Source organism: Ensifer sp. R-19, assembly GCF_049905105.1.
GTDB lineage: Bacteria > Pseudomonadota > Alphaproteobacteria > Rhizobiales > Rhizobiaceae > Ensifer.
This window is the reverse complement of the sequence record NZ_CP184570.1, coordinates 1,715,525-1,737,934: the sequence shown is the minus strand read 5'-3', so window position 1 is coordinate 1,737,934 and position 22,410 is coordinate 1,715,525. Positions and strand designations below refer to the sequence as shown.

Genomic DNA, 22,410 nt, shown 5'->3' with positions numbered 1-22,410 from the left:
TCGAGAAAACCGTTCTAGCATGCACATGCGGCCGATCCCACGGTCGCTAGTGTAGCAGCTATATCATCGGGACCGGTGCATTGCGCCGGTCCCGATCCTCTATCCAGATCTTTCTTCGGCAGCAGGCGCCGTTCCGCCACGGTTCTGCAACACGCCGCGCCGAGTGCCCGGAGTCAACCGCGTATCACGTGCGCCTCCTCATGTGCGGTGCACGCATAGCTGCATTGCACAATAATTGTTTTCCAGGTGGTCAAAAATCAGGCATAAAGCACACAGCTGATGCATATGGCGGTTCTCCTCCCAATGCCGCCGCAGCAGCTGTTCCCCTCTGGAGGTTTATTGACCTTCACACCTTATGGGCCGCGGTCTTCCGTCGGCCCTTTTTTCTTTTCTGGCCGCGCCTGTTTTCTCCGCTCAAACCGCCGCGCCAATTGCGTTTCGGCAAAGCGCGTTCTGTAATGCCCTCATCCTGGAGGGGTGGAGGCAGAGCGCGTGGAACCGACACATTTGTTCGAGCTGGTGATTGGCATGTTTGTGGCGATCATCGCCCTGCACTATGTCGCCGACAGGTTCGGGTCACCGCCTTCCGTCGCACTGCTGGCCGGCGGCGCATAGACGATCGCCGTTGGCCGACTGCGCCGGCATCTGATCGGCATCGCCTCGCTGGCGATCGGCGCGGTGTTCTTCACCTGTGCCGTGGTCGCCGTGGTCACGCATCTGCTTTTCCCCTCGCTCCCCTGGGCCGCCTGCGCGGCGCTAGGGGCGATCGTGTCGCCGCCCGACGCGGTTTCGGCCCGTGCCGTGCTGCAGCGTGTGCGGCTGCCTCGGCGGCTGCAGATCCTGCTCGAGGGAGAAAGCCTGCTCAACGACGCGAGCGGCCTAGTCCTCTTCCGCTTCGCGATTGCCGCCGGCGTCACCGGGGCCTTCAGCGCGAGCGAAGCGGTCGGCAGCTTTTTCGTGCTGGCGATCGGCGGCGCCCTTGTCGGTACCGCCATCGGCACGGCCTGGGTCCTGCTTGCGCGCCGTCTTGGCGACGAATACCTGATCATCGCGGCCACGGCCCTGCTGTCCTGGACCTCCTACCTGCTCGGCGAGTTCCTGCATGTTTCAGGCGTCATTGCCACCGTCACCACCGGCCTGATCGCAAGCTGGCACCAGCACACCGTGCTCACGGCGGCAACGCGCATGCGCGGCTCGTCGTTCTGGACCGTCATCGTCTTCCTGATGGAGGCTGCCGTCTTCATTCTGATCGGCCTGTCGCTTCGCGGCGTCGTCGAGCGCGGAGGCGGCTTCGATGTCGTCGCCGCCACCATGTGGTGGCCAATCCTAGCAATTCTCGTGGCGCTCTCCGTCGCGCGCTTTGCCTGGGTGTTTGGCTCGGATTTCGCCATCCGCCTCGGAAACGCCCTTGGGATGGAGCGCTATCGGCCGCTTGGGGCACGCGCGGCAACGGTGGTCTCCTGGGCAGGTGTGCGCGGTGTTGTCACGCTGGCCTTGGCCCTCAGCATACCGGAGGGCTTTCCCGGTCGCGACTTCATCCTGGTGACATCCTTTGCCGTCATCTTGGGGACCGTGCTCGTCCAGGGCACCACGCTCGGGCGGGTGATCGCATGGGCGGGGCTCGTCGAGCCGCCATCGGAAAAGGCGCGCCTCAGCATGAGCCAGGCCGAGGCGGCCATGGCGCAGGCGCAACTCGTGACCATTCAGAGCCACGCTTATGATGGCGGAGGCACCCTCATCCATCCGCAACTGCTCGATAGGTATCAGCGCCGGGCGGTGTCGATCGTCGATTACGCCGAGCGCACGGAGCACTACGCGCCCATTCTTCATGCCCATTTCGACGTCGTGCTCGAAGCGGTCGCAACCGGACGGCGCGAACTCATCCGGCTTCATCGCGCCGGCGAGATCGACGACGAGACGCTGCACGAATTGGAACGGGACCTCGACCTTGAAGAATTGAGCGCGCTCGCCGCCAAGGCGTGAGGAGCGCTCCCAGTGGATAGGGAACAAAGCGCGTCGGCTATTGCCGGCGCCGTTTTATCTCAGGCAAACCGGATCGCGTTTCGGGCGCGGGCCTTGGCCGCTTCTTCTTCGCGGTTGCGCGGCGGCTGCGACGTTTCGAGTGAATAGAGCAATTCCCGGGCGCAGGCCGCGATCGAATTGACGGCGTGCTCGAAGGCCGCCTCGTTGCGCTTGGCCGGTTTGGTTGTTCCGCTCAGTTTGCGCACGAACTGCAACGCGGCGTCATGGATCTCCGCGTCCGTCGCCGGCGGCTCGAAATTGAACAGGGGTTTTATGTTTCGGCACATGACGGGCTCCCGGTCCTCTTCGTTCTCGCTCCTGTAGAGGCCCGGATCTTAATGCTCGTTCCCCATTGGCGAAAGACCTTTGCCGTCTCTCTCCTGCAATCCGACTGTTCGGCGCCTCCTGTCAGGAGCTCCTGCCGTTCGATGCCAAGCGCGTGCCGGCCGCGCGTCCGCCGCTCGGCACCACGACGATCTGCTTGACCTTGCCTTGTTTGAAGGCGGTCAGGAAACGCGGATAGTCGGCGAAGGCGACGCAGCCATGGGATTCGGCGCGCTTGCCGCGCAGCAGATAGCTGTGGGTCAGGAAGCCGTCGCGGCCGTGTTTGTTCTTTCCGTCGATCGGCAGCATGCGGATCGCCTCGACCCCATGGAAGCGCGTCTCGCGCATCTTGAGATTATAGATGTGCGGCGGGGTCGGCCCGGTCATCTTGACACCCACGTAGCGCGGATTATCGGCCATCTTGCCGATGCCGGAATGGGCCTCGAGCACGCTGCCATCGGGCATGTAAACCTTGGCCGCGGTGATGTCGTAGACGGCGACGCCATTTCCTGCCTTCGCTCCGCTGCCGAAAATGTTGCGCAGCGCCTGGCCGAAGCCGGTGCCGGAACTGTTTTCCGTCGGATCTTCCGGCCGGGCATAGGCGAGCTTCGGCTTTGCCGGCGCTTCGCGTTCGCCGGTCTTCCCGGTCTCTTCGGTCTTTGGCGCAGCCTCGACTTCGGCCTGCTCGGCCTCAGGTTTCTCGGTTTCCGCAACAGGCTTCTGCACTTGTTCTGTGCGCGGGCGGAACTGCGGCATGGGACCGACAGACGGCGTGTCCTCATGGCTCGGCAGTGTGGCCGTGTCGTCAGCTGCGTCCGGTTCCGGCTGTTCGGCGAGATCGTCCTCGACGGGCGCGGTCAGCACGGCGGAAAACGCGCTGCCTTCCACATGGCTCTGAGAGGGGGTGGCATAGGCGAGCTGGACTGCCGGCTTGTCAGCGAAACCGCCGGTCATCGGGGCGAAGCGTTCCGACGCAGGCACGCTCAGCGTTGCGGCCTGGTGGCGAGATTGCGCGGAAGCGGAGGGGGCGGAATTGCTGGCGAGCTTTTCCGACGCCAATACCGCTTGCTTCACCGCCGCCGCCAGGCGCGCGCTCTTGCCGAGCATTTCGGCATCTTTCGGAAATTCAAGATCGCGCGCGAATCTCGCTTCGCTGGGCGTCAGGCTTGCGACCACGGCCGGCTGCGTCGCAGCGGCCGCGACGAGCCGCGTCGCCTGGTTGACCCTGGCGTGTTTGTCCCAGGCGCGCTCCTTTGTCTTCTCGGCCAAATGGAGCTGCGGTTTGGGCAGCAGGCGGCCCGAACCATGCGTGAAGGAACTGTTCATCGCGACCATACCGACGAGCGACCACGCAGCCGCGCCGACAAGAGCGGTGCCGCAGCAAGTGATCAGCAATGGACGCAACAGACGATTCAAAGACTGTGGGCGAATGATCTTACTCAACAACGCAAATCAAGCCAGAAATTCACGCAAAAGGCCCTCAGGCCGGCGAGCGACCACCGCTGCGCGACTTCCGGATTGTCCCCTTCTTGACGACTGATGGACAAAAGATGGAGAAGTATGGTTAAATTTTGCTTTCCAACCGGCGAAAATCAGCATTTTTTCGACGCTCGCCTCAAATCGGCGAGCGAGCCTGCTCGTAGAGGTGGCTAAGGCGCTTCAGGGCCGTCCACTGCGTGCGAGATGCTCGAACAGGCTAAGCGCGGGCGGCGTCAATTGTCCGTCACTGTGGATGCACACCGACAGCCGCCGAACGGCCCATTTTTCCTGAAGGTGAATGACAGCGATCTGAGCGGGCCGGCGGCATCGGCGAGCCGCTTTTTCCGGCACGATGCCGATCCCCACGCCAGCGCCGGCCATGCGGCAGATATCATCGAAGGTGCGCAGTTTCACGCGCAGCTTGAGCCTGGCGCCGAGCTTGGCCGCCTGCCCCTCGATGTGATCCTGCAAGGCGCCGCCCGCCAGGCCGATGAAGCGTTCGTCGAGAAGGTCGGCGAAGCGGACCTGCGTTCTCTCGACGATCGGATGGTCGTGCCGGGCCACCACGACGAGCCGGTCGGTTGCGAAGGGGCTGAGCGTCAAGCCGCTTGTCTCCACCGCATCAGAAAGAATGCCGATCTCGGCGAAGCCGGCAGCGATGCTCCTGGCAATCTCGATGCTTTGCCGCTCCTTCAGGTCGATGTCGATCTGCGGGTTGGCTGCCATCCAGGCCGCGAGCCTTTCAGGAATGAACTCGGTCATCGCTGCGGTGTTGGCGAGGACGCGAACGGTGGCGCGCAGCCCCTTCGCATAGCTTCCCAGTTCACTGCGCATCTGCACCGTCTGGCGGATGATCATGCGCGCATGGTGGACGAGCGCCTCGCCCGCCTCCGTCGGAGTGACACCGCGTCGCCCCCGCGTGAGCAGGGCAACGTCGCCCGCCACCTCCATGGCGCGCAGCCGTTCGCTTGCCGCCGGAAGGGAAAGCCCAACCTCCAGCGCGCCATGGGTGATGCTGCCGGCATCCACGACGGCGAGAAACAGGCGAAGATCATTGAGGTCGAAGGACATTCAGCAAGGATAATCGATAAACAGCCTTCGGGCCAGCCGAAGTCTGGGATCGGGACTTCCGCATTGTCTATGCCGCCGAACCGGCTATGCCGTTCACATGTTCGATGCGTCGTTTTCTTTTCTGTTAGCCGTGGCCGCGACATTTTTCGTCGCCGGTCTCGTCAAGGGCGTGACCGGAATGGGCCTGCCGACCGTGGCGATGGGCGTGCTGGGTGCGCTGATTTCACCGGTCGTGGCGGCAAGTCTGCTGGTTGTTCCGTCCTTCGTGACCAATGTCTGGCAGCTTCTGGCGGGACCCGGCATCCTGTCGCTCGCGCGAAGGTTCTGGTCGATGATGCTGGCGATTGTCGTCGGAACGCTGCTCGGCTCCGCATGGCTGGTGAGTGGGGATACACGGCTGACCACCGCCGCGCTCGGGGCCGCGCTCGTCATCTATTCCGACTACGCGCTGCTTGCGCGGCCGTTCCGTATAGCTGAACGACAGGAACGGTGGCTCTCGCCGATTGTCGGAACGCTGACCGGCGTGGTGACCGGCTGCACCGGGGTCTTCGTCATTCCCGCCGTGCCCTATCTGCAGGCCCTCGGCCTTGCGAAAGACGACCTCGTGCAGGCGCTGGGACTTTCCTTCACCGTTTCGACTGTCGCATTGGCGGCCGGGCTTGGCGCCCAGGGTATCTTTCAGGCCGAAACCCTTGCACTTTCCGTGATTGCAGTCGTGCCCGCGCTTCTCGGAATGTGGGTGGGGCAACGGTTGCGCGGCAGAGTGGGCGCGCAGGCGTTCCGCCGCGGTTTCCTGTTCTGCCTGTTCCTCTTGGGCGCGGAGATGGCTCTGAGACCCGTGTTTTGAAACCGAGGCATGGATAAACTTGGCAGCCGCTTATCCCGCTGTAGTCGGCAACCGGTAGATTTCGGTCTGTTCCGTCCGACCGGAAAGGCAGTGTTTGCCAAGCGGCGTGAGGTCGGAGCGGCCTTCGGTCAGGAAATCGACGGTTTCACCGCTCAGGAGCACGACGATCTCTTCGCTCGGCGCCACCGACTTGCCGAGCTGCTCGATGCGGTTGCAGACATTCACCGCATCGCCGACGATCGTATAGGCGGACCGCCCGCTCATGCCGATATTGCCCGAGACGACCGGACCGGAATGGACGCCGATGCGCACTCTGAGGGGAGCTAGCCCCTGCCGGCGCCGATCCGCGTTGTCCTTAGCGACCGCAAGCGCAATGGCGCGGGCCGCGCGCATGGCGCGATCGGCATGATCCGGCTGGTCGTCCGGAGCACCCCAAAACGCCATCACGCAATCGCCGATGAACTTGTCGATCGTGCCGCCCTCGTCCTCGATGCATTGGCCGAGTAGATCGAAATGCCTGTTCAGGAGTGCGGCGACTTCGGCAGCGGTGGTCTTTTCGGCCGTGGCGGTGAAATCGACCACGTCGGTAAACATGATGGTCACCGTTCGCTGCGTCGAGACGAGATCTCCGCTTCCCAGCAGATGGCGCACCAGTTTCTTCGGCACGTAGGTTTCGAGCCAGCGCAGCCCGGTCAACATCGTATTGTAGGCGCGCGCCTGTTCGTTCAGCTCCGTGAACAGGCTGCCGGGCAGGGGGCGAAGAGCCGCGAAGTCGAGCATGCCAACGGCGCGGACCTCACGCGCCATGCTGGTGACTGGGCGAACGATCAGACGGCTGACGACCCATGCAATGACGATCGCCGCGAGAAGCACTACGAGACCGGCGACGCCGGCGCGCAGCAGGTCGGAAATCGGTTTCTCCAGGGCTTCGATCGGCACCTCGACGCCGACGATGAGAGGAGCGGGTGCGTAACCGCTGACCTCGCGGGTGAGAATGACACGACCCTTGTCCCCCACTTCCACGACACGAGCCTCCAGCGCCGAGTCGTGGAAGGTCTCGGGTTCCCCGTCCCACAATGCGGCAAGGAACGGATCGCCAAGTTCGCCAAGCTTCGGCAGCCGGTGCTCTGCGGACAGGAGCGGATGGCCCGATGCCATCATCGGATGCGCGAGCACCTGATCGCGGCCGTAAAGGACGAAGGGTGTCGTCCCGGGATTCGAGACGGCGATCTGGCGCAGGAAGTCCGAAATGGCATCGACCGTGATCGTTGCCCTGAAGACGCCGGCAAACTGGTCGCCGGCGCTTGCCGGTTGCTGCAGGTTTGTGACCGACGTGCGTATCGCCGGATCTGGAACGAAGTAGACCGGCCCCCATTCGGCCTTGCCGCTACGGCGCGCCTCGTCGATCTCCGTTCGCTCGTTGTCGGTCCTGATCGTGTCGGCGAAGGAAAAGACGCCCTTGGGGCCCTGGGTCACGCCGAAGATTTCGCCATTTGGCTTGACGAAGGAGAGCACGCGCACCTGCGGGGTCGCCGCGAGCGCGCCCGTCATCACCCGCTCCAGAGCCAGCGTGTCCGCCGGATCGAGGCGCCCGGCCCCGACTTCCTTTGCCAGGAACGCCAGCTGGTCCTCAACCGGGGCGAACCGGCTGCCGATTTTCGTCTGGACGGCGTCGAGGCCAAGATGGGCCGATTGGGCGAGCAATTCGCGCGTAGCACCGGCCGACATGTACCAGACGACGGAGAGGATGACGGCGGCTGTCAGAGCCACCAGTGCCGCCATCACGATCGCCAGCGTGCGCGACAGGGATATGGTTCGCTTTCGTGTGTCGGCGTCGACCGCCCCGGTTGTCTGCAAAGACATGCCCCAAGTTGGAAACGGCGCCACATACGTCATGGCGCTCGTAAGGATGATAGTTCTTCTAACGATTCCTGCCCTTTTTTCAAACAGACCGGGGTCCGCTTGGGTAGGCGAAGGCTGCGACGTGATGTGCATCGCAATCGAGCGCTTTTGTGACGCCCGCGCGGAAACTAGTCACGCCTGACGGCCGGTACGCCCCGGTTCCAGGGCGTACCGGCGGGACGCGGTCACTGATCCTCGGCGAGCCGCCGGCTGATGGGCGCAAACTCCGGCGTCGACTTGCGCGGCGTCGTGTCGCGCTCATTGGCTTCCATCTGCTGCCAATATTTCCAGCCGACGGTCTTCGAGCCGAGCTCGTAGTCCATGCCATCCCAGGCATCTTCCCGGAAGCTGTAGAAGGCCCAGTGCAGATCGTCCTCGTCGAGGGCGGTCAACACGTCCTCGAGATAGGTCTTGCAACCCGACCAGCGTCGCATGCAGCCAAATTCGCCGGCGACGAGGCGGTTGAGCGGCACGCCCTTGTCCTTGGCCCATTGTACAGGCCTTGCGAGGTAAGCGGCCGCCCTTGCCCGGTCCCAGGTCTCTTCGCCTTCGCCAAAGGGCACCTTGCCAGGATAGGCATAGGGCTTGTCGCGCTTGATGTTCGGCGCACTGGTCGCCGCATAGGGTTCGTACATATGAAAGCTGTAGAGCACCTTCTGGTCCGTGAGCCCCGATGGCCAGTAGGAAAACGCATCGGCCGCCGCATACCAGCCGGCATCCGCGATGATGGGGGTCGCTGGATCGACCTCGCGGATCGCGGCGATGACGGTCTCATAGAAGGCTTTGAGATCCGAAGCGCTGCCTTGCTTACCGTCGTACCAGGCCTGCATCGCCTGCGGATCGGCGTGCTCGGCAAGGCCATTGTTCTTTTCCGGTGCCGGTTCGTTGACGATGTTGTAGGCGGCGACCGCCGGGTGGTCCTTCAGTTCGCGCGCCAGATCCTGCCAGAAGCTTGCCGCCTGGTCCCACCAGGCCTTGTCTCGCCAAAGCCGGCCGTCGAACTTGTTGCCATTGTTCTGGGCCCAGCGCATGCCCGGCAGTGACAGCGGCGCGATGACCACCTTGAGGCCCGCCTTGTCGGCGTCGTCGAGCGTCTGTCTGAGCGTCTTCAGATCGGCGGCAGGAATACCGTCGTATTTGTCCGCGTCGCCGATCAGGTAGTCGCGTTTTGCCGGTTTCCACTTGTCGTAGGAAAGGCGCACCCAGGTGGCGCCGTAGCCTGCCAGCGCCTTGAAATAGGCCTCGTCCGGCGGCAGCCGGTTGAAGCTGTTGCCGCCATGCTGGGGCTTGTCCCAGAACGTCATGAGATCGGCGGCATCGGCCGAGCCGGCGAGGCTGAATGCGAAGAGGGTGGCGGCAATCAGGCGCATGAATCGGTCCTTCGGGCTCTGGTTTAAGTGCCGCTAACCTACTGGCGGATCGCATCGCCGGTGTTCCCCAGGGAACAGTGCCAGATTTTGTCGGCTTGCAACGGTTCGATCGTATGCTCGTCCCGCGGCGTGACATGGGTGGGGCGCGAGATTACGGGCGGCTGAATGTTTCGGCGAGAAAATCAAGAAACGCCCGGATCTTTGGCGCGACGTGCTGCCGGGACGGATAGATGGCGTAGAGCGTGGTTTCGACCGTCTCCCAGTCGGAGAGTACGCGCTGCAGTCGACCGCTCTTCAGGTCGTCTTCGACATAGGGACGGGGTATCAGGCTCAGCCCGAAGCCGGCGCGCAGTGCGTCGCGCACGGCAAGGCTCGATGTCACCGAATAGCGAGCCTCTACGGCCACTTTCTCCGTTCGGTTGCCGTTGCGAAACTCCCATAAGTCCGCATGTCCCGAGAGACTGAAGCGGACACAGTTGTGCGATTTCAGGTCGGCGGGCTCCAGCGGTTCGCCATGGGCCTCGAAATAGGCGGGGGCCGCGCAGACGACGTGCGGCATGACCGCGAGTTTTCTGGCGATCAGGCTTGAATCCTCCAGCTTGTCGCTGCCGCGAATGGCGAGATCGAATCCTTCCCGGACGATATCGACGCGCCTGTCGTCGAGATGCAGGTCGAGCTTGAGGTCCGGGTAGCGGGACAGGAACTCGGGGATGACGGATGAAAGCCGCATCAGCGTCACGGTCATCGGAGCGGCGACGCGCAACGTCCCGCCAGGCGTCTGCCGGACGGGCGAGAGTGCTGCGTCGGCATCCTTCAATGCATCCAGTCCGCGCACGACATGCTCGAGATAGAGTTTCCCCTCGTCGGTCAGCGCCATGCGTCGCGTGGTCCGGTTGATGAGCCGCGCGCCGACGCTGGCTTCGAGTTCGGCAACGTTCTTGCTGATCGCCGCCGGTGACAGGCCGAGCTTGCGCCCCGCCTCTGCGAAGCTGCCGAGTTCGGCCACATGGCGGAAGACCTGGAGGGCGGTGTAGCGGTCCACGATAATTTTCCAATGGTGAATGATGTGTTGCAAAATGGCAATATTATCAATGACAGGTGAATTCAATACGGTCGGTCCGACAGACATTCGATCGGATCGGAAGATTGACACATCCCATGATCGCTCTCATCGAACAGCGCGTGTCCGCCAATCGGTTCGATGCGAGCCATGAACTGGCAGACGCGGAAATCGAACAGCTGGTGCGTCTCGCGACCCGCGCACCGACGGCCTACAATCTTCAGAACTGGCGGTTCATCGCCGTGCGCACGCCGGAAGGAAAAGCCAGGCTGCGCAATGTGGCGCACGGGCAAGCCAAGGTCTCGGAAGCTGCCGTGACCTTCATTGTCTGCGGCCTGCTGCCCGATTACCAGACGCTGCCTGCAAGGCTGCGCCTTTTCGTCGAGACCGGCTACATGCCAACCGAAATGGTCTCCGGTTGGCAGGAGGCGGTGCGCGCCCAATATGCCGATGCCAAGGTTGCCCGCGACGAGGCCATGCGTTCGGCCAGTCTCGGCGCCGCGACCTTGATCTATGCCGCCGAGGCGTTGGGATTGGCGACGGGCCCTATGGGCGGGTTCGATGCCGAGGGCGTCGCCCGGGAGTTCAACCTTGGGCCGGGCGAATTGCCGGCAATGCTTCTCGCGGTTGGCCGTGCCGTTCCCGGAAACTGGCCGCAAAAGCCCCGCAGGCCGCTTGGCGAGGTTCTTCACTTCTCATGAAAACAGGCGTTTCCGATATCGCCCTGACGGCGATTGCTCCCGTCATCTGGGGCAGCACCTATATCGTTGCCACCGAGTTTCTGCAGGGCTTCTCGCCGCTGACGGTCGCCCTGTTGCGGGCATTGCCGGCCGGGTTGCTACTCCTCCTGATCGTCCGGCGATTGCCGCACGGCATCTGGTGGTTTCGCGCCATTGCACTCGGCGCGCTCAACATCTCGATGTTTCTGAGCATGTTGTTCGTCGCGGCCTATCGCCTTCCCGGCGGCGTCGCGGCAACAGTCGCGGCGGTCCAGCCCTTGATCGTCGTTTTCATCGCAGCGCTTCTCATGAAGGCGCCGATCCGTCCCGTGTCCCTCGTCGCGGCCATTGTCGGCATTGTCGGCGTCGCGCTGCTGGTGTTGACGCCGCAAGCGGCGCTCGACGAAATCGGCATTGCCGCAGGCCTCGTCGGTGCCGTTTCCATGGCCTTCGGCAACGTCCTGGCGCGAAAGTGGAAGTCGCCGGAATCGTTGCTCACATCCACCGCATGGCAACTGACGGCCGGTGGCTTGCTTCTCGTCCCCGTGGCCCTTGCCTTTGAACCGGCGGTGCCATTCCCGACCGGTCTCAACCTGCTTGCTCTCGCCTGGTTGAGCCTGATCGGCGCGGCGTTGACCTATGTTCTCTGGTTTCGTGGCATCGCGCGGCTGGAATCGGCGGCGGTGTCGGCACTTCTCTTTCTGAGCCCGCTGACGGCGGTTTTGCTCGGATGGGTGTACCTGGGGCAGTCTTTGAGTGTGCTTCAGATTGTCGGCGTCCTTTTGGTCATCGGCAGCATCTGGCTCAGCCAACGCGTTTCCGCTCGATCGTAAACGGCGCGTTGGAAAGCGACGATCCCGGCCTATACTCCCTGGCGTGCGGAGGGGGCGGGTGTCGTGAAAATCGGAGTGTTCGGTGCCGGCGCGGTCGGCGGTTTTGTCGGCGGCTGCCTTTTGGCCGGTGGCGCAGAGGTGATCTTTGTCGGCCGGGCGGCGCGCGGTGCCGCTTGGCGAAAGGACGGGTTGCGCCTGACCGACCTGGATGGGCGTGACGATTTCGTCGCGCCCGAGCGGATCGTTTACTCCGACACGGCTTCCTCCCTGGCGGATTGCGATCTCGTCCTCCTGACGGTCAAATCCGGGCAGACGGGCGGTGCCGCGACCGAGCTCTCTTCGGTGCTGCGCTCCGGCATCCCGGTCCTCAGTCTGCAGAACGGTGTGAACAACGCAGCGACCCTACAGCAGTTGCTGCCGTCTGCCAAAATCCTGCGCGGCATGGTTCCCTTCAACGTGACGACCCCCGGCCCCGCCCATCTGCATCGTGCGACGGAAGGCAATATGGCCGTCGCGGATGACCCGGTTGCGGCTGCAGCCGCACCGTTCTTCACGGCTGCGGGACTGGCTCTCGACCTGCGTCGTGACATGGAAGAGGTGCAATGGGCGAAGCTGCTGATGAACCTCAACAACGCAATCAATGCGCTCTCCGGCCTGCCCTTGCGCGAGCAGCTCCAGACACGGGGCTTTCGTCTTTGCCTGGCGCTCGCCCAGCGGGAGGCACTTTCGCTGCTGGCCGCTCAGGGACGCCTCCGGCCGGCGCGCCTGACACCGCTGCCACCGGGTTGGTTGCCGTCCGTTCTCAGCCTGCCGGATGCCCTGTTCCGTGCCATTGCCGGTCGCATGCTGAAGATCGACGCCACGGCGCGCTCCTCGATGGCCGACGACCTTGCCGCCGGCCGCTTCCCCGAAGTGGATTGGATCAACGGCGCGGTCGTCGCGCTCGCCACCAAGCTCGGCCGTCGGGCGCCGGTTAATGAGCGGCTTTGCACGCTGGTCAAAGACGCGGCCGCCTCCAGGCGCAAGACATGGGAGGCAGATGCGCTGCTTGCTGAGCTCAGGCAGAGCGTGCGCTCAGGATAGAAGGGTACCGGCTTGCGTCTCGTGGGCGCCGGACGTTTTCACACAAAGCCGCTTGTTGCGCGTTAAAACTTGAGAGCGCCGCCCGGGAACGGCCCCGTCAGTTCAGCAATCGGACCAGCGCCAGCGCGACGCCCGGGGAAACCGTGACGATGACCAGCCTGATGAGGTCGGCGATCACGAACGGCATCACGCCTCGGTAAGTCTGCGCTATCGGCACGTCGGTCGCCAACTTGTTGATGATGAAGACATTGAGGCCGATCGGCGGGGCGGAGAGGCCAATGCCGACGACAATCAGGACGAGAATGCCGAACCAGATGGCGACGTCGTCCGGCGGCATGCCGAGATCGAGCGTCATGACGATCGGGATGAAGACGGGAAGGGTCAGCAGGATCATCGCCAACTCGTCCATGACGGCACCGAGCACGATATAGATCAGCAGCATGCCGCACACGACGGCGTAGGGCGGCAGCCCGGACTCCCCGATCATCGAGGCGAGCATCATCGGCATCTGGGTCAGCGCCAGGAACGCCCCGAAGACCTCCGCTCCGAGAAGGATCAGGAAGATCATCCCGCTGGTTTCAGCCGTCTGCAGCAGCGCGTTCTTCAAGGCTGCCGGGCTCAGCGTCCGTTGCAGCAGGCCGATCGCGAGCGTCACCGCGGCACCGACCGCAGCACCTTCCGTCGGCGTGAACACCTCGCCATAGATTCCTCCGACGACCGTGACCGCAACGGCGGCGGCGGGTACGACGGCGAAATCCGCGGCGAGCAGAAGCAGGCCGAAGATTGCCAGCAATATCGCACCGACGGTGCCGAGCGAACCCAACAACCAGCCGACAGTACCGCCGACAAGCAAGACCAGCCCCGCCGGCCGCGCCCAGAACGGACGCTGCGTCTTTGCGACTTTGACGACCGTCACTGGTGGCGCGAGATGGGGCTTGCGCCGCACGACCACGGCAATCGCGATCAGATAGAACGCCGCTGCCAGCAACCCCGGCACCAGGGCGGCCTGGAACAGCTTGGCGATGTTCTGCTCGGCGGTGATTGCATAGATCACCAGGATGACCGAGGGCGGAATGAGGATGCCGAGGGTACCGCCGGCGGCGATGGTGCCGGTTCCAAGCCCGGCATCGACCCGCGCGCGGCGCAGTTCCGGCAGTGCCGCGCGTCCGAAGGTTGCGGTCGTTGCGACCGAAGAGCCGCAGATCGCGCCGAAGCCGGTGCAGGCCGCAATCACTGCCATCGGCATTCCGCCCTTGAACCGCCCGAGCCTGCGCTCGGCCACACGGAACATGGTCGCGGCGATGCCCGATTGTTCGGCAAGCGCGCCCATCAGGATGAAGAGGGGAATGACGGATAGCGTATAGCTGGCAAACTGGCTGTAGGTGTTGGTCTGCAGGTAATAGACCAGCGCGTGCGGGCCGGAGAGATAGGCATAGCCGGCGGCGCCGACTGCCAGCATGGCGAGCGCGATCGGCATTCTGATGGCGATCAGGACCAGCATCGCAGCGAAGCCCAGGCAAGCAATGGCAAAGCCGCTCATCGAGGGCCTCCGATCTTGAGAATGGCGACGGACAAGCCGATGACGGATGCGAGCGCTGCCAGCGCGGCGCAGGTCAGATAGACCGGCCAGATCGGCCAGGGCAGCTGGATCAGCGTCGTTCCGTACAGACGCGCCTCCAGTCCGCCAGTGAGAAGACCCCAGGCGAAGAATGCCAGGCAGGCCGCCAGCACGAGGTCCCAGGCACCATCGATGACCCGCGTGACGCGTGACGGAAGGGCGAGCGTAAAGGTATCGACGGCAATATGGCCGTTGCGCGCCTGGGTGTAGCCGAGGAATGAGAAGATCGCGACACCGATCGCGACCTCCACGAGTTCGTAGTCGGCCGGTACGGGCCGGTTGAAAAGCCAGCGGCCGAGGACGCTGATCGTCACCAATTCGGCTGCGAGGCAGATCAGCGTTCCGCCTATGAGTGCCAATCCTGCCGCAAGCCGCTCAACCTCGCGGCGTCGCAGCACTGTCACGGCAGCCTCGTGTGTTGCTTCTTCCGTCATCCCGGTTCCAAGCTCTCGAATTGTCGGATGGCGCCAAGTTCAGGCGCGCTGGGCTCGCAGTCGCACTCAGGCGTTCGCGTATTTCTGAACGAGCCCCTGGGCGGCATCGATCAGCGCCTGGCCGTCGAGGTCCTTGGCCTTCATGTCCTCGATCCACTTGTCGTGGACGGGCTTGGTCGCCGCGACCCACTTCGCCTTTTCGTCTTCGCTGATGGCACTGATCGTTCCGCTTCCGGATGCTTCGATCGCGGCCCGCACCTCGACACCGACGCTATCCCACATCTCGCCGGCCTTCTTGGCGAAGGTCATGCCGCTGTTGGCGTCCAGCACCGCCCTCAGGTCGGCCGGCAGCGCTTCATACTTGCCCTTGTTCATCGCCAGGAAGAACGTCGCCGTATAGAGCGTCGGTGAACCCGGGATTTCGGTATGGAACTTGGTAAGCTCGTTCACCTTGATGGACGGCACCACTTCCCAGGGGATGACGCAGCCGTCGATCGCGCGCTGGGCCAGCGCTTCCGGCACCTGCGGGATGGGCATTCCGACTGGGGTCGCGCCCAGCGCTGCCAATGCCTCACCGGCAAGGCGGGTCGGATTCCGCAGTTTCAGGCCGACTAGATCGGCACCGGACTTCACTTCCTTGTTGGTGTGGATCAGTCCGTGGTCGTGGGCCCAGAAGCACAGCAATTGCGTGTCACCGGTCTCTTTCAGGACATGCGTCTGTCCGTATTCCTGGCACGCCTGTGCGTTGACGGTGGCCTCTTTCGCGGCGACGAAAGGAAGCTCGAACACCTCGGTGGAGGGGAAGCGCCCAGGCGTGTTGCCGGGCAGGGTCCAGACGATATCGACGACGCCGTTGGCCGCCTGATCGTAAAGCTGCGGCGGCTTTCCGCCGAGCTGCATGGCCGGAAAGATGTCGACCTTGAGCGCGCCCTTGCTCTGCTCCTCCAGGGTTTTTGCCCATGGAGTCAACAGCCGCTGGTGGACGTTGGACGCCGGCGGCAGGAAGTGGTGCAGCTTCAGCGTAACTGCGCTCTGGGCGCGCGCGGCACCCGTTCGCAAGATGAGAGGCGCCGCAAGCATGGCACCACCGGCTTTAATAAGGCTCCGTCGGTTCAGTATCATAGATCCCTCCCATTGATCCGTGTCGCTCCACCCGGAAACAGGGCATGCCTGTGCCGCTCCACGTCAATTCAAATGACGGCGATCCGACTGTGATGCAGGCCCTCCTCGGCGGCTTGAATCTTCCTCTCGCTCCTCATCGGGAATATTCAATCCATTAACATGTTAAGTTTATTTTGAACCGACTGTCAAGCGAGGTCGCGCGAGGCGGCCGGGCGCCGATTAGGCCGTCCACGCCGCGGCTCTGGGCTTGCACCTTGGCTATCGAAAAGCGGCCGATCGCGGTCTGGCCGAGAAAGTGAATTGTCCCCCACGCCAGTCGGTGTGGAGGACAATTGTTTGTGGGATTGACCCCTTCCTCTGCCTCTCAAGAGACCGTCTCAATCGTCGTCGGACGAGGAGTTCGAGGAGGAATTGGAGGAAGAGTTCGAGGAGGCGTTGCTGGAACTGTTCGAACTGGAGTTGCTCGACGAATTGGAACTGCTGTTCGAATTCGAATTCGAATTCGAGCTGGAGTTCCGCGAGGAGTTCGACGAGCTATTGGAACTGCGGTTGGAACTCCAGCTTCCGCGTCCATCGTCGTTCCGGCTGTAGCGCGCGTGGCTTGATTTGCCGTTGCCGGTCGCCTTCTGCAGGAAGCGGGTGACCGGGTCGTCGGCGACGGCAGGTGCCGGTGTTGCCGCGCCGACCACCAGGAATGCACTCAGAACTGCGAGGACCTTTTTCATGACGTTTCTCCTTTGCGGGCGCAGTCTCGTTGACTGCAGGGGGAACGTCGGCCGATTGTGGTTATTAGCCGGGCAGTGGGGGCCACAGGACGTCCAGAAATTCTTGAAATATTTGCAGTTCCGCCCCCTTGAACCGCGAAAATCGAGATCCCATCTCTCCGCCAACCCGCTGGTCCGGGCCCCTCTGGCAAGAGCTTCGGCACTCTTGCGATGTCGGACCTTATTCCGACACCAAGTGCCGCAAGAGGATTGTCTGTGGACCTCTCTTTTATGTCTGTGGAGTGGCTGGGAACGCCGCTCTGGATGTGGTCGAGCTTTTTCGCCCTCGTCATCGCCATCCTGTCCTTCGACCTCGGTATTCTCCATAAGGAGAACAAGGAGATCGGCGTTGCCGAAAGCGTCAAGCTTTCGGCTTTCTACATCGCGCTCGGCCTGACCTTCGGGGGCTGGGTGTGGTGGTACCTCGGTTCCGAGTCCGGCCTCGCCTACATGACGGGCTTCGTTGTCGAAAAGACGCTGGCGCTCGACAACGTCTTCGTCATCGCCCTGATCTTTTCCTTCTTCGCCGTGCCCCGCATCTACCAGCACCGGGTTCTCTTCTGGGGTATCCTCGGCGTCATCGTGCTGCGCGCAATCATGATCGGCGTCGGCGCGACGCTGGTCGCTGAGTTCGCCTGGATCCTCTATATCTTCGCGGCGTTCCTCATCGTCACCGGTGTCAAGATGCTGGTCATGAAGGAGGCCGAGCCCGACGTTTCGAACAATATGCTGGTTCGCTTCATGCGCAGCCGCTTCAACGTCACCGAAGAGCATCATGGCGAACGCTTCTTCGCGAAGCTCGTAAACCCGAAGACGGGCAAGATGATCTGGTTCATCACGCCCCTCTTCATGGCGCTGGTGATGGTCGAGGTGGCCGACGTGATCTTCGCTGTCGACTCGGTTCCCGCGATCTTCGCGATCACCACCGACCCCTTCATCGTCTATACGTCGAACATCTTCGCTATCCTCGGCCTGCGCGCCCTTTATTTTGCCCTTGCCGCGATGATCCATCGCTTCCGCTACCTGAAGCCTGCGCTCGCCGTCGTCCTGATCTTCATCGGCTCGAAGATCTTCGTCGCCGATCTTCTGGGGCTTGAGAAATTCCCGGCGGCTCTCTCGCTCGGCGTCACCTTCGCGATCATTGCCGCTGGCGTGGTCTGGAGCCTCGTGAAGACGCGCGAAGAACAACAGCCCGCATAACACCGCTTCGGTGGGTCCAAGGATAGCAAAGGCGGCGCTCCGAAAGGGGCGCCGCCTTCGTCTTTTGGGAAGAACGACAGCCGCACCCGGGCGGTCACTGCCCGAGTGCATGGAGCCGCAGTGTGGCGGTGCCTTCCAGGGCTTCGCCCGGGGCCAGTCTGACGAGGCCGCCGGTCTCGGGCTGGCGGTGTGCGTTCGGTCGATGGCTCATCGGCTCGAAGCAGAAGAAGTCGGCGTCGGTGGAAGGAGAATAGAGGACGAAGAAGCGAAAGCTCTCGTCTGCATCAAGCGAAAGCGCAAGACCGGTTTCCGGCCACTCGATGCGCATCTTTCCGTCCCAGCCGTCGAAGGCATTGTTCAGCCAGCCGGGCGGCAGTGGCGCGCCGGAGGTAAAGTCCGAATCCTGCGGAATTGACTGCGCCGCACCCGGCAAGTGGTTCTCCCGCTCCGTCCAGTAGCGATCGGCGTGGGCAAAAAGGCGGGTTCCCGGCGTGCGCGGAAAATGGGGATGAAAGCCCAGTCCGTAGGGGAGCGCCTGCGCGGCCCGGTTGGTGACGGTGAGCGAAAGGGTCAGGTTCGCACCATCGATCGTCATGGTCTGCACCGCCTCATAGGCGAAGGGCGTGGATGCGTTTGCCTCGTGCCGGTAGTGCAACGCAAGCGAATGACGGTCCTGGTGAAGGATCGACCAGCGCCGAAGCCAGCCGTCGCCGTGGAGCACCAGCGGGTCGGACGTATTGGATGCGAGCGTGTAATCGCGACCTTCGAAGTGGAAGCCATTGTCCTCGATGCGGTTGCCGAAGGGCACCAACGGAAAACACGCTTCGGCGCAGAGCACCTGAGAGGCGAGACCTGGCGCCGGCGTCGGCGCGAGCACGGGAATACCGTGCCAGCGGGTCGAAAGGATGGCGCCGCCGAGCGGACTCACCTCGACGGTGAGCCCTTCGTCATTTTCGAGGACGAGGATGTCTTCCGCCATTCGCTAGCTGCGGCGGCCGGCGGCGGCCGAGCGCAGATTGTCGAGCAGCACGGCGAGCAGAAGGATCAGGCCGCGCACGACATACTGGTAGAAGGCCTGGATGTTGAGCAGGTTCATGACGTTTTCGGCAATGCCCATAATCAGCACGCCGACGATAACGCCGGTCATCGCCGCACGGCCGCCGGCAAGCGAGACGCCGCCGAGCACGCAGGCCGAGATGACCGAGAGTTCGAGACCGGTCGCTGCGTTCGGCTGGCCGGAGGTGATGCGGGAAGCAAGCAGGACGCCGGCAACGGCGCAGACGAGGCCCTGCAGCGCGAAGATCCAGATGCGCATATTCGAGACGTTGACGCCGGCAAGGCGCGAAGCCTCGGGGTTGCCGCCGATCGCCAGTGTGTTCTTGCCGAAGACGGTGCGGTTGAGCACGAAGCCGAAGACGACGAAGAACGCGCCCATCACCCAGATCGGCGTCGGGATACCCAGGAACTTCGACAGCGCCAGCTGATAGAAGCTCGGATCGTTGATGCCGACCGCGCGGCCGTCGGACGCGATCAGCGCGAAACCGCGCACGATCTGCATGGTGGCAAGCGTGGTGATCAGAGCGTTGATGCGGAAATGGGCGATGACGACACCGTTGACGAGGCCGACGAAACCGCCGCACAGGAGCGCGGCAACGAGGCCGATAAGGATCGAGCCCGAAGCGTTCGACGCCATGACGGCGGCCATGCCGGAAAAGGCGACGGTGGAGCCGACCGAGAGATCGAAGTCGCGCGAGGCAAGGCAGAACATCATCGTGCAGGCGACGATGCCGATGGTGACGACCGATTGCAGCAGGCCCAGCATGTTGCGTTCGGTCAGGAAGTTTGGAACCGTCAGCGCGACGATGGCGAAGGCGACGGCAAAAATGACGACCAGACCCTGTTCGCCGAGAAGAAGTTTTTTCAAGGAAGTCATGACGGCTGAACCTGCTCGGTTGGAACATCGGGAAGGGCGGCGGCGAGGATGCGGCGCTCGTCGAAATCGGCGCGCGCAATATCGGCGGCAATCCGGCCCTGGCACATAACGAGGATGCGATCGGTGATGCCCATCACCTCGGGCAGCTCGCTGGAAATGACGACGATCGCCATGCCCTGAGCCGCGAGTTCGTAGAGAATCTCGTAGATTTCCGATTTCGCGCCGACGTCGATGCCGCGCGTTGGCTCGTCGATGATGAGGACCCTTACGCCCTGTTCGGACAGCCAGCGGCCAAGGATCACCTTCTGCTGGTTGCCACCGGAGAGATTGATGATCTCCTGCTTGCGCGATGGCGTGCGCACCCGAAGCTTGGCGATGAAACGATCCGCAAGCTCGGCTTCCTTTTTCAGGTCGAGGATGCCGAAGGGCGAGAAGTGCCGGCGGGACGAGATCGCCATGTTTTCTTCGATGCTGCGCCCCTGGACGATGCCGTCGAACTTGCGGTCCTCCGGACACAACACCATGCCGGCCCTGATCGATTGTGGCGGACTGTCGGCCGGCACGGTCGCGCCGTCGATTGTCACCGTTCCCTGGTGGCGTCTGTCTGCACCATAGACCAGCCGGGTCATCTCGCTGCGGCCGGCGCCGATCAGGCCGAAGAAGCCGAGAATCTCGCCGCGCCGGACGGAAAAGCTCAAGGGCGTTTTCAGTTTCGGACCGGAGATGGTGTCGACGCGCAACCGTTCGGTTCCGAGGTCGCGTGTCCGCCAGCCCCAGATGTTGGAGATCTCTCGCCCGACCATCTCGGCAATGATCTGGTCGCGCGTCACTTTGGAAATATCAGGATGATGGGCCGCAAGCTTGCCGTCGCGCAGTACTGTCAGGCTGTCGCAGAGCCGGAAGATTTCGTCGAGACGGTGCGACACGTAAAGGATCACGGTGCCGTTCGAACGCAGGCGCTCGATGAGCGCAAAGAGGATTTCGCTTTCCCGCGACGACAGCGACGATGTCGGCTCGTCGAGCGCGATGACCCGCGCATCGAGCATGACCGCCTTGGCGATCTCGACCATCTGGCGCTCGCCGATCGAGAGCGAGGCGATCTTGGCTGAGGGATCGACGTCGATGCCGATTTCGGAGAGCTTCTCGCCGACAATGCGGATCAGCCGGCGGCGATCGATCACCCCGCCCCTGCCGGGAAAGTGGCCGAGCCAGAGGTTTTCGGCGACCGTCAGCTCCGGAACGAGCTGCAATTCCTGATGGATGACGATCACGCCGGCGCGAAAGGCGTCACGCACGGAACGATAGCTCTGCGCTTCGCCATCGATCAGGATCTCGCCCTCATCGGCCGACTGGTCGCCGGAAAGCAGGCGGATGAGCGTCGACTTGCCCGCGCCGTTCTCGCCCATGAGCCCATGGACGGCGCCCTGGCGCACGGAAAACGAGACGTCCGACAGCGCCTGGACGCCCGGATAGCCCTTTGAGATGGAACGGAATTCAAGAAAGTCTTGCATGCGCGGCTCCGAGGTGGAACGCCCGGCGGCCAAGCCGCCGGGCTGATAGTGTCGCGAGCAGCGACTACTCGATTCCGAGGTCCTTGCGCACGGCTTCGTAGTTGTCGCGCAGGGCAAGCTGGCCTGCGGTCAGGGTCAGCTTTTCCGGCTCCTTGCCGTTGGCGATCCACTCATACATGTTGAGTGCGGTCTCGTAACCGTGACGCTTCGGCGAGATGATGACGGTGCCGAAGAAGCCGGTGGCCGAGGGCTTCTTGAATTCGTTGATCGCCGAATCCGCGCCGCCGATGCCGACGCCGATCATGCTGTCGGCGGGAATGCCAACCGTCTCGGTCGCGCGCACAGCGCCGAGCACCGCTTCGTCATTGAGGCCGATGGCGACCCACTTCTTGATGCCGGCATTCTTGTTCAGAACGATCGTCGAGGCGTTCAGTGCTGCCTCGGTGTCGGTCTTTGCCTGCGGGGCGTCGAAGATGTTGGCTTCGGGAAGGCCGTTGGCTTTGAGCACCGAGAGGGCGCCCTCGACACGGTCGACGGCGGTCGGGAGCTGGTCGTAAGAAACGCGGATGGCGCCGACGTCCTTCATGTCCCAGCCACGCTTCTTGACCTCGTCGACGATCGCCTGGCCGACGGCTTCTCCGATTTTCGTTGCCGAGATGCCCATATGCGGAACGTCCTCGATCGGGCTGCCATCGGCGTTGACCAGCCGGTCGTCGACCGTCATCAGTTTGAGCTCATTGGCGGCCGCCTTGGCGACGATGCCGGGGCCGAGCTTGACATCAGGCGTGCAGACGATGAAGCCGTGTGCGCCCTGGGCGCCGAGGTTGTCGATCGCCGACTGAACCTTCTCGCCGTCTTCAGCGCCGATCTTCACCAGCGTGAAGCCCTTTTCCTTGGCGGCGACGTCGGCGAACTTCCACTCGTCCTGGAACCACGGCTCTTCCGGCTGCTTGACGATGAAACCGATCTTGACGTCGGCAGCGAACGCTGAGGTTGCCGTGAGCACGGCGACGGTACCAGCCAGAATGGCTGCCTTGATAAAGCGCATGATCTCTCTCCCTGGTGAACTGCCTCCTGCAGTGGACATTTGTGTATGATGAATCATCATATTCGTCAAT

19 protein-coding genes and 1 pseudogene are annotated in these 22,410 nt (G+C 63.2%); 7 read left to right on the top strand and 13 right to left on the bottom strand.

Annotation, left to right across the window (positions count from 1 at the left end; all coding sequences use genetic code 11):
• Nucleotides 1–492 precede the first annotated feature (492 nt).
• Nucleotides 493–1,983 (top strand): annotated as a pseudogene (locus ACN9MO_RS27240) (cation:proton antiporter).
• A 59-nt stretch (nucleotides 1,984–2,042) separates the two neighbouring features.
• Here the strand turns inward: ACN9MO_RS27240 and ACN9MO_RS27235 are convergent.
• The 3 genes from ACN9MO_RS27235 to ACN9MO_RS27225 form a co-directional block, all read right to left on the bottom strand.
• On the bottom strand, nucleotides 2,043–2,309 hold the full coding sequence (locus tag ACN9MO_RS27235; RefSeq protein WP_057255194.1) for a DUF2277 domain-containing protein: 267 nt from the start codon (nucleotides 2,307–2,309) through the stop codon (nucleotides 2,043–2,045).
• A gap of 121 nt (nucleotides 2,310–2,430) precedes the next feature.
• Nucleotides 2,431–3,750, bottom strand: a complete 1,320-nt coding sequence (locus tag ACN9MO_RS27230; RefSeq protein WP_244495732.1) for a DUF2778 domain-containing protein — start codon at nucleotides 3,748–3,750, stop codon at nucleotides 2,431–2,433.
• Between the two features lie 255 nt (nucleotides 3,751–4,005).
• The gene (locus tag ACN9MO_RS27225) at nucleotides 4,006–4,896 is read right to left on the bottom strand and encodes a LysR family transcriptional regulator (protein WP_113132532.1); all 891 of its coding nucleotides are present in this window, start codon (nucleotides 4,894–4,896) and stop codon (nucleotides 4,006–4,008) included.
• Between the two features lie 97 nt (nucleotides 4,897–4,993).
• On the opposite strand from ACN9MO_RS27225, the gene ACN9MO_RS27220 reads away from it, so the two are divergent.
• Nucleotides 4,994–5,743 (top strand): sulfite exporter TauE/SafE family protein, encoded by a 750-nt coding sequence (locus tag ACN9MO_RS27220; protein ID WP_113132533.1) that lies wholly within the window; start codon nucleotides 4,994–4,996, stop codon nucleotides 5,741–5,743.
• Between the two features lie 30 nt (nucleotides 5,744–5,773).
• Here the strand turns inward: ACN9MO_RS27220 and ACN9MO_RS27215 are convergent, their stop codons facing one another.
• The 3 genes from ACN9MO_RS27215 to ACN9MO_RS27205 all read right to left on the bottom strand — a co-directional run bounded on the left by ACN9MO_RS27215 (nucleotide 5,774) and on the right by ACN9MO_RS27205 (nucleotide 10,057).
• Entirely contained in the window at nucleotides 5,774–7,606 is a 1,833-nt protein-coding gene (locus tag ACN9MO_RS27215; protein WP_162733610.1) for an adenylate/guanylate cyclase domain-containing protein, read from the bottom strand.
• 224 nt (nucleotides 7,607–7,830) lie between these two features.
• Nucleotides 7,831–9,015, bottom strand: coding sequence for a glycoside hydrolase family 5 protein (locus ACN9MO_RS27210; RefSeq protein ID WP_112996512.1), 1,185 nt, complete (start codon nucleotides 9,013–9,015; stop codon nucleotides 7,831–7,833).
• 151 nt (nucleotides 9,016–9,166) lie between these two features.
• Complete coding sequence (locus ACN9MO_RS27205; RefSeq protein ID WP_113132535.1) at nucleotides 9,167–10,057, bottom strand: LysR family transcriptional regulator; 891 nt, start codon at nucleotides 10,055–10,057, stop codon at nucleotides 9,167–9,169.
• A gap of 116 nt (nucleotides 10,058–10,173) precedes the next feature.
• Between ACN9MO_RS27205 and ACN9MO_RS27200 the strand changes: the two genes are divergently transcribed.
• From ACN9MO_RS27200 to ACN9MO_RS27190, 3 genes are all read left to right on the top strand, one after another.
• Nucleotides 10,174–10,776: a nitroreductase family protein gene (locus tag ACN9MO_RS27200; RefSeq protein WP_425987160.1), complete on the top strand. Its 603-nt coding sequence runs from the start codon at nucleotides 10,174–10,176 to the stop codon at nucleotides 10,774–10,776.
• Nucleotides 10,773–11,627: a DMT family transporter gene (locus tag ACN9MO_RS27195; protein WP_112996510.1), complete on the top strand. Its 855-nt coding sequence runs from the start codon at nucleotides 10,773–10,775 to the stop codon at nucleotides 11,625–11,627. Before ACN9MO_RS27200 ends, ACN9MO_RS27195 begins: the two co-directional genes overlap by 4 nt.
• A 63-nt stretch (nucleotides 11,628–11,690) precedes the next feature.
• Nucleotides 11,691–12,710, top strand: a complete 1,020-nt coding sequence (locus ACN9MO_RS27190; protein ID WP_218373018.1) for a 2-dehydropantoate 2-reductase — start codon at nucleotides 11,691–11,693, stop codon at nucleotides 12,708–12,710.
• A gap of 97 nt (nucleotides 12,711–12,807) precedes the next feature.
• Here the strand turns inward: ACN9MO_RS27190 and ACN9MO_RS27185 are convergent, their stop codons facing one another.
• From ACN9MO_RS27185 to ACN9MO_RS27175, 3 genes are all read right to left on the bottom strand, one after another.
• Nucleotides 12,808–14,250 (bottom strand): TRAP transporter large permease, encoded by a 1,443-nt coding sequence (locus ACN9MO_RS27185; RefSeq protein WP_113132537.1) that lies wholly within the window; start codon nucleotides 14,248–14,250, stop codon nucleotides 12,808–12,810.
• On the bottom strand, nucleotides 14,247–14,762 hold the full coding sequence (locus tag ACN9MO_RS27180) for a TRAP transporter small permease (protein ID WP_113132538.1): 516 nt from the start codon (nucleotides 14,760–14,762) through the stop codon (nucleotides 14,247–14,249). Before ACN9MO_RS27180 ends, ACN9MO_RS27185 begins: the two co-directional genes overlap by 4 nt.
• A gap of 66 nt (nucleotides 14,763–14,828) precedes the next feature.
• The gene (locus ACN9MO_RS27175) at nucleotides 14,829–15,884 is read right to left on the bottom strand and encodes a TRAP transporter substrate-binding protein (protein WP_058322285.1); all 1,056 of its coding nucleotides are present in this window, start codon (nucleotides 15,882–15,884) and stop codon (nucleotides 14,829–14,831) included.
• A gap of 411 nt (nucleotides 15,885–16,295) precedes the next feature.
• On the opposite strand from ACN9MO_RS27175, the gene ACN9MO_RS27170 reads away from it, so the two are divergent.
• Together ACN9MO_RS27170 and ACN9MO_RS27165 are read left to right on the top strand one after the other, a co-directional pair.
• Nucleotides 16,296–16,475 (top strand): hypothetical protein, encoded by a 180-nt coding sequence (locus tag ACN9MO_RS27170; RefSeq protein WP_162733611.1) that lies wholly within the window; start codon nucleotides 16,296–16,298, stop codon nucleotides 16,473–16,475.
• Between the two features lie 389 nt (nucleotides 16,476–16,864).
• Nucleotides 16,865–17,848: a TerC family protein gene (locus tag ACN9MO_RS27165; protein WP_113132540.1), complete on the top strand. Its 984-nt coding sequence runs from the start codon at nucleotides 16,865–16,867 to the stop codon at nucleotides 17,846–17,848.
• 94 nt (nucleotides 17,849–17,942) lie between these two features.
• On the opposite strand, the gene ACN9MO_RS27160 is transcribed toward ACN9MO_RS27165, so the two are convergent.
• The 4 genes from ACN9MO_RS27160 to ACN9MO_RS27145 form a co-directional block, all read right to left on the bottom strand.
• A complete protein-coding gene (locus tag ACN9MO_RS27160; protein ID WP_113132541.1) occupies nucleotides 17,943–18,827 on the bottom strand; it encodes an aldose 1-epimerase in 885 nt (294 codons plus the stop codon).
• Between the two features lie 3 nt (nucleotides 18,828–18,830).
• Nucleotides 18,831–19,781, bottom strand: a complete 951-nt coding sequence (araH, locus tag ACN9MO_RS27155; protein WP_057255208.1) for an L-arabinose ABC transporter permease AraH — start codon at nucleotides 19,779–19,781, stop codon at nucleotides 18,831–18,833.
• Nucleotides 19,778–21,292 carry an L-arabinose ABC transporter ATP-binding protein AraG gene (gene araG, locus ACN9MO_RS27150; protein WP_113132542.1) on the bottom strand — a complete coding sequence of 505 codons (1,515 nt, stop codon included), beginning with the start codon at nucleotides 21,290–21,292 and terminating at the stop codon, nucleotides 19,778–19,780. The genes araH and araG overlap by 4 nt, the downstream gene beginning before the upstream one ends.
• A 64-nt stretch (nucleotides 21,293–21,356) precedes the next feature.
• The gene (locus tag ACN9MO_RS27145) at nucleotides 21,357–22,340 is read right to left on the bottom strand and encodes an arabinose ABC transporter substrate-binding protein (protein WP_112996505.1); all 984 of its coding nucleotides are present in this window, start codon (nucleotides 22,338–22,340) and stop codon (nucleotides 21,357–21,359) included.
• Nucleotides 22,341–22,410: the final 70 nt, after the last annotated feature.

Bases quoted from the DNA above. Each gene is read 5' to 3' on its own strand.
- ACN9MO_RS27210 (WP_112996512.1), bottom strand. From the start codon at position 9,015: ATGCGCCTGATTGCCGCCACCCTCTTCGCATTCAGCCTCGCCGGCTCG.
- ACN9MO_RS27215 (WP_162733610.1), bottom strand. From the start codon at position 7,606: ATGTCTTTGCAGACAACCGGGGCGGTCGACGCCGACACACGAAAGCGA.
- ACN9MO_RS27185 (WP_113132537.1), bottom strand. From the start codon at position 14,250: ATGAGCGGCTTTGCCATTGCTTGCCTGGGCTTCGCTGCGATGCTGGTC.
- ACN9MO_RS27220 (WP_113132533.1), top strand. From the start codon at position 4,994: ATGTTCGATGCGTCGTTTTCTTTTCTGTTAGCCGTGGCCGCGACATTT.
- ACN9MO_RS27145 (WP_112996505.1), bottom strand. From the start codon at position 22,340: ATGCGCTTTATCAAGGCAGCCATTCTGGCTGGTACCGTCGCCGTGCTC.
- ACN9MO_RS27175 (WP_058322285.1), bottom strand. From the start codon at position 15,884: ATGATACTGAACCGACGGAGCCTTATTAAAGCCGGTGGTGCCATGCTT.
- ACN9MO_RS27200 (WP_425987160.1), top strand. From the start codon at position 10,174: ATGATCGCTCTCATCGAACAGCGCGTGTCCGCCAATCGGTTCGATGCG.
- araG (WP_113132542.1), bottom strand. From the start codon at position 21,292: ATGCAAGACTTTCTTGAATTCCGTTCCATCTCAAAGGGCTATCCGGGC.
- ACN9MO_RS27225 (WP_113132532.1), bottom strand. From the start codon at position 4,896: ATGTCCTTCGACCTCAATGATCTTCGCCTGTTTCTCGCCGTCGTGGAT.
- ACN9MO_RS27195 (WP_112996510.1), top strand. From the start codon at position 10,773: ATGAAAACAGGCGTTTCCGATATCGCCCTGACGGCGATTGCTCCCGTC.
- ACN9MO_RS27235 (WP_057255194.1), bottom strand. From the start codon at position 2,309: ATGTGCCGAAACATAAAACCCCTGTTCAATTTCGAGCCGCCGGCGACG.
- ACN9MO_RS27160 (WP_113132541.1), bottom strand. From the start codon at position 18,827: ATGGCGGAAGACATCCTCGTCCTCGAAAATGACGAAGGGCTCACCGTC.
- ACN9MO_RS27180 (WP_113132538.1), bottom strand. From the start codon at position 14,762: ATGACGGAAGAAGCAACACACGAGGCTGCCGTGACAGTGCTGCGACGC.
- araH (WP_057255208.1), bottom strand. From the start codon at position 19,781: ATGACTTCCTTGAAAAAACTTCTTCTCGGCGAACAGGGTCTGGTCGTC.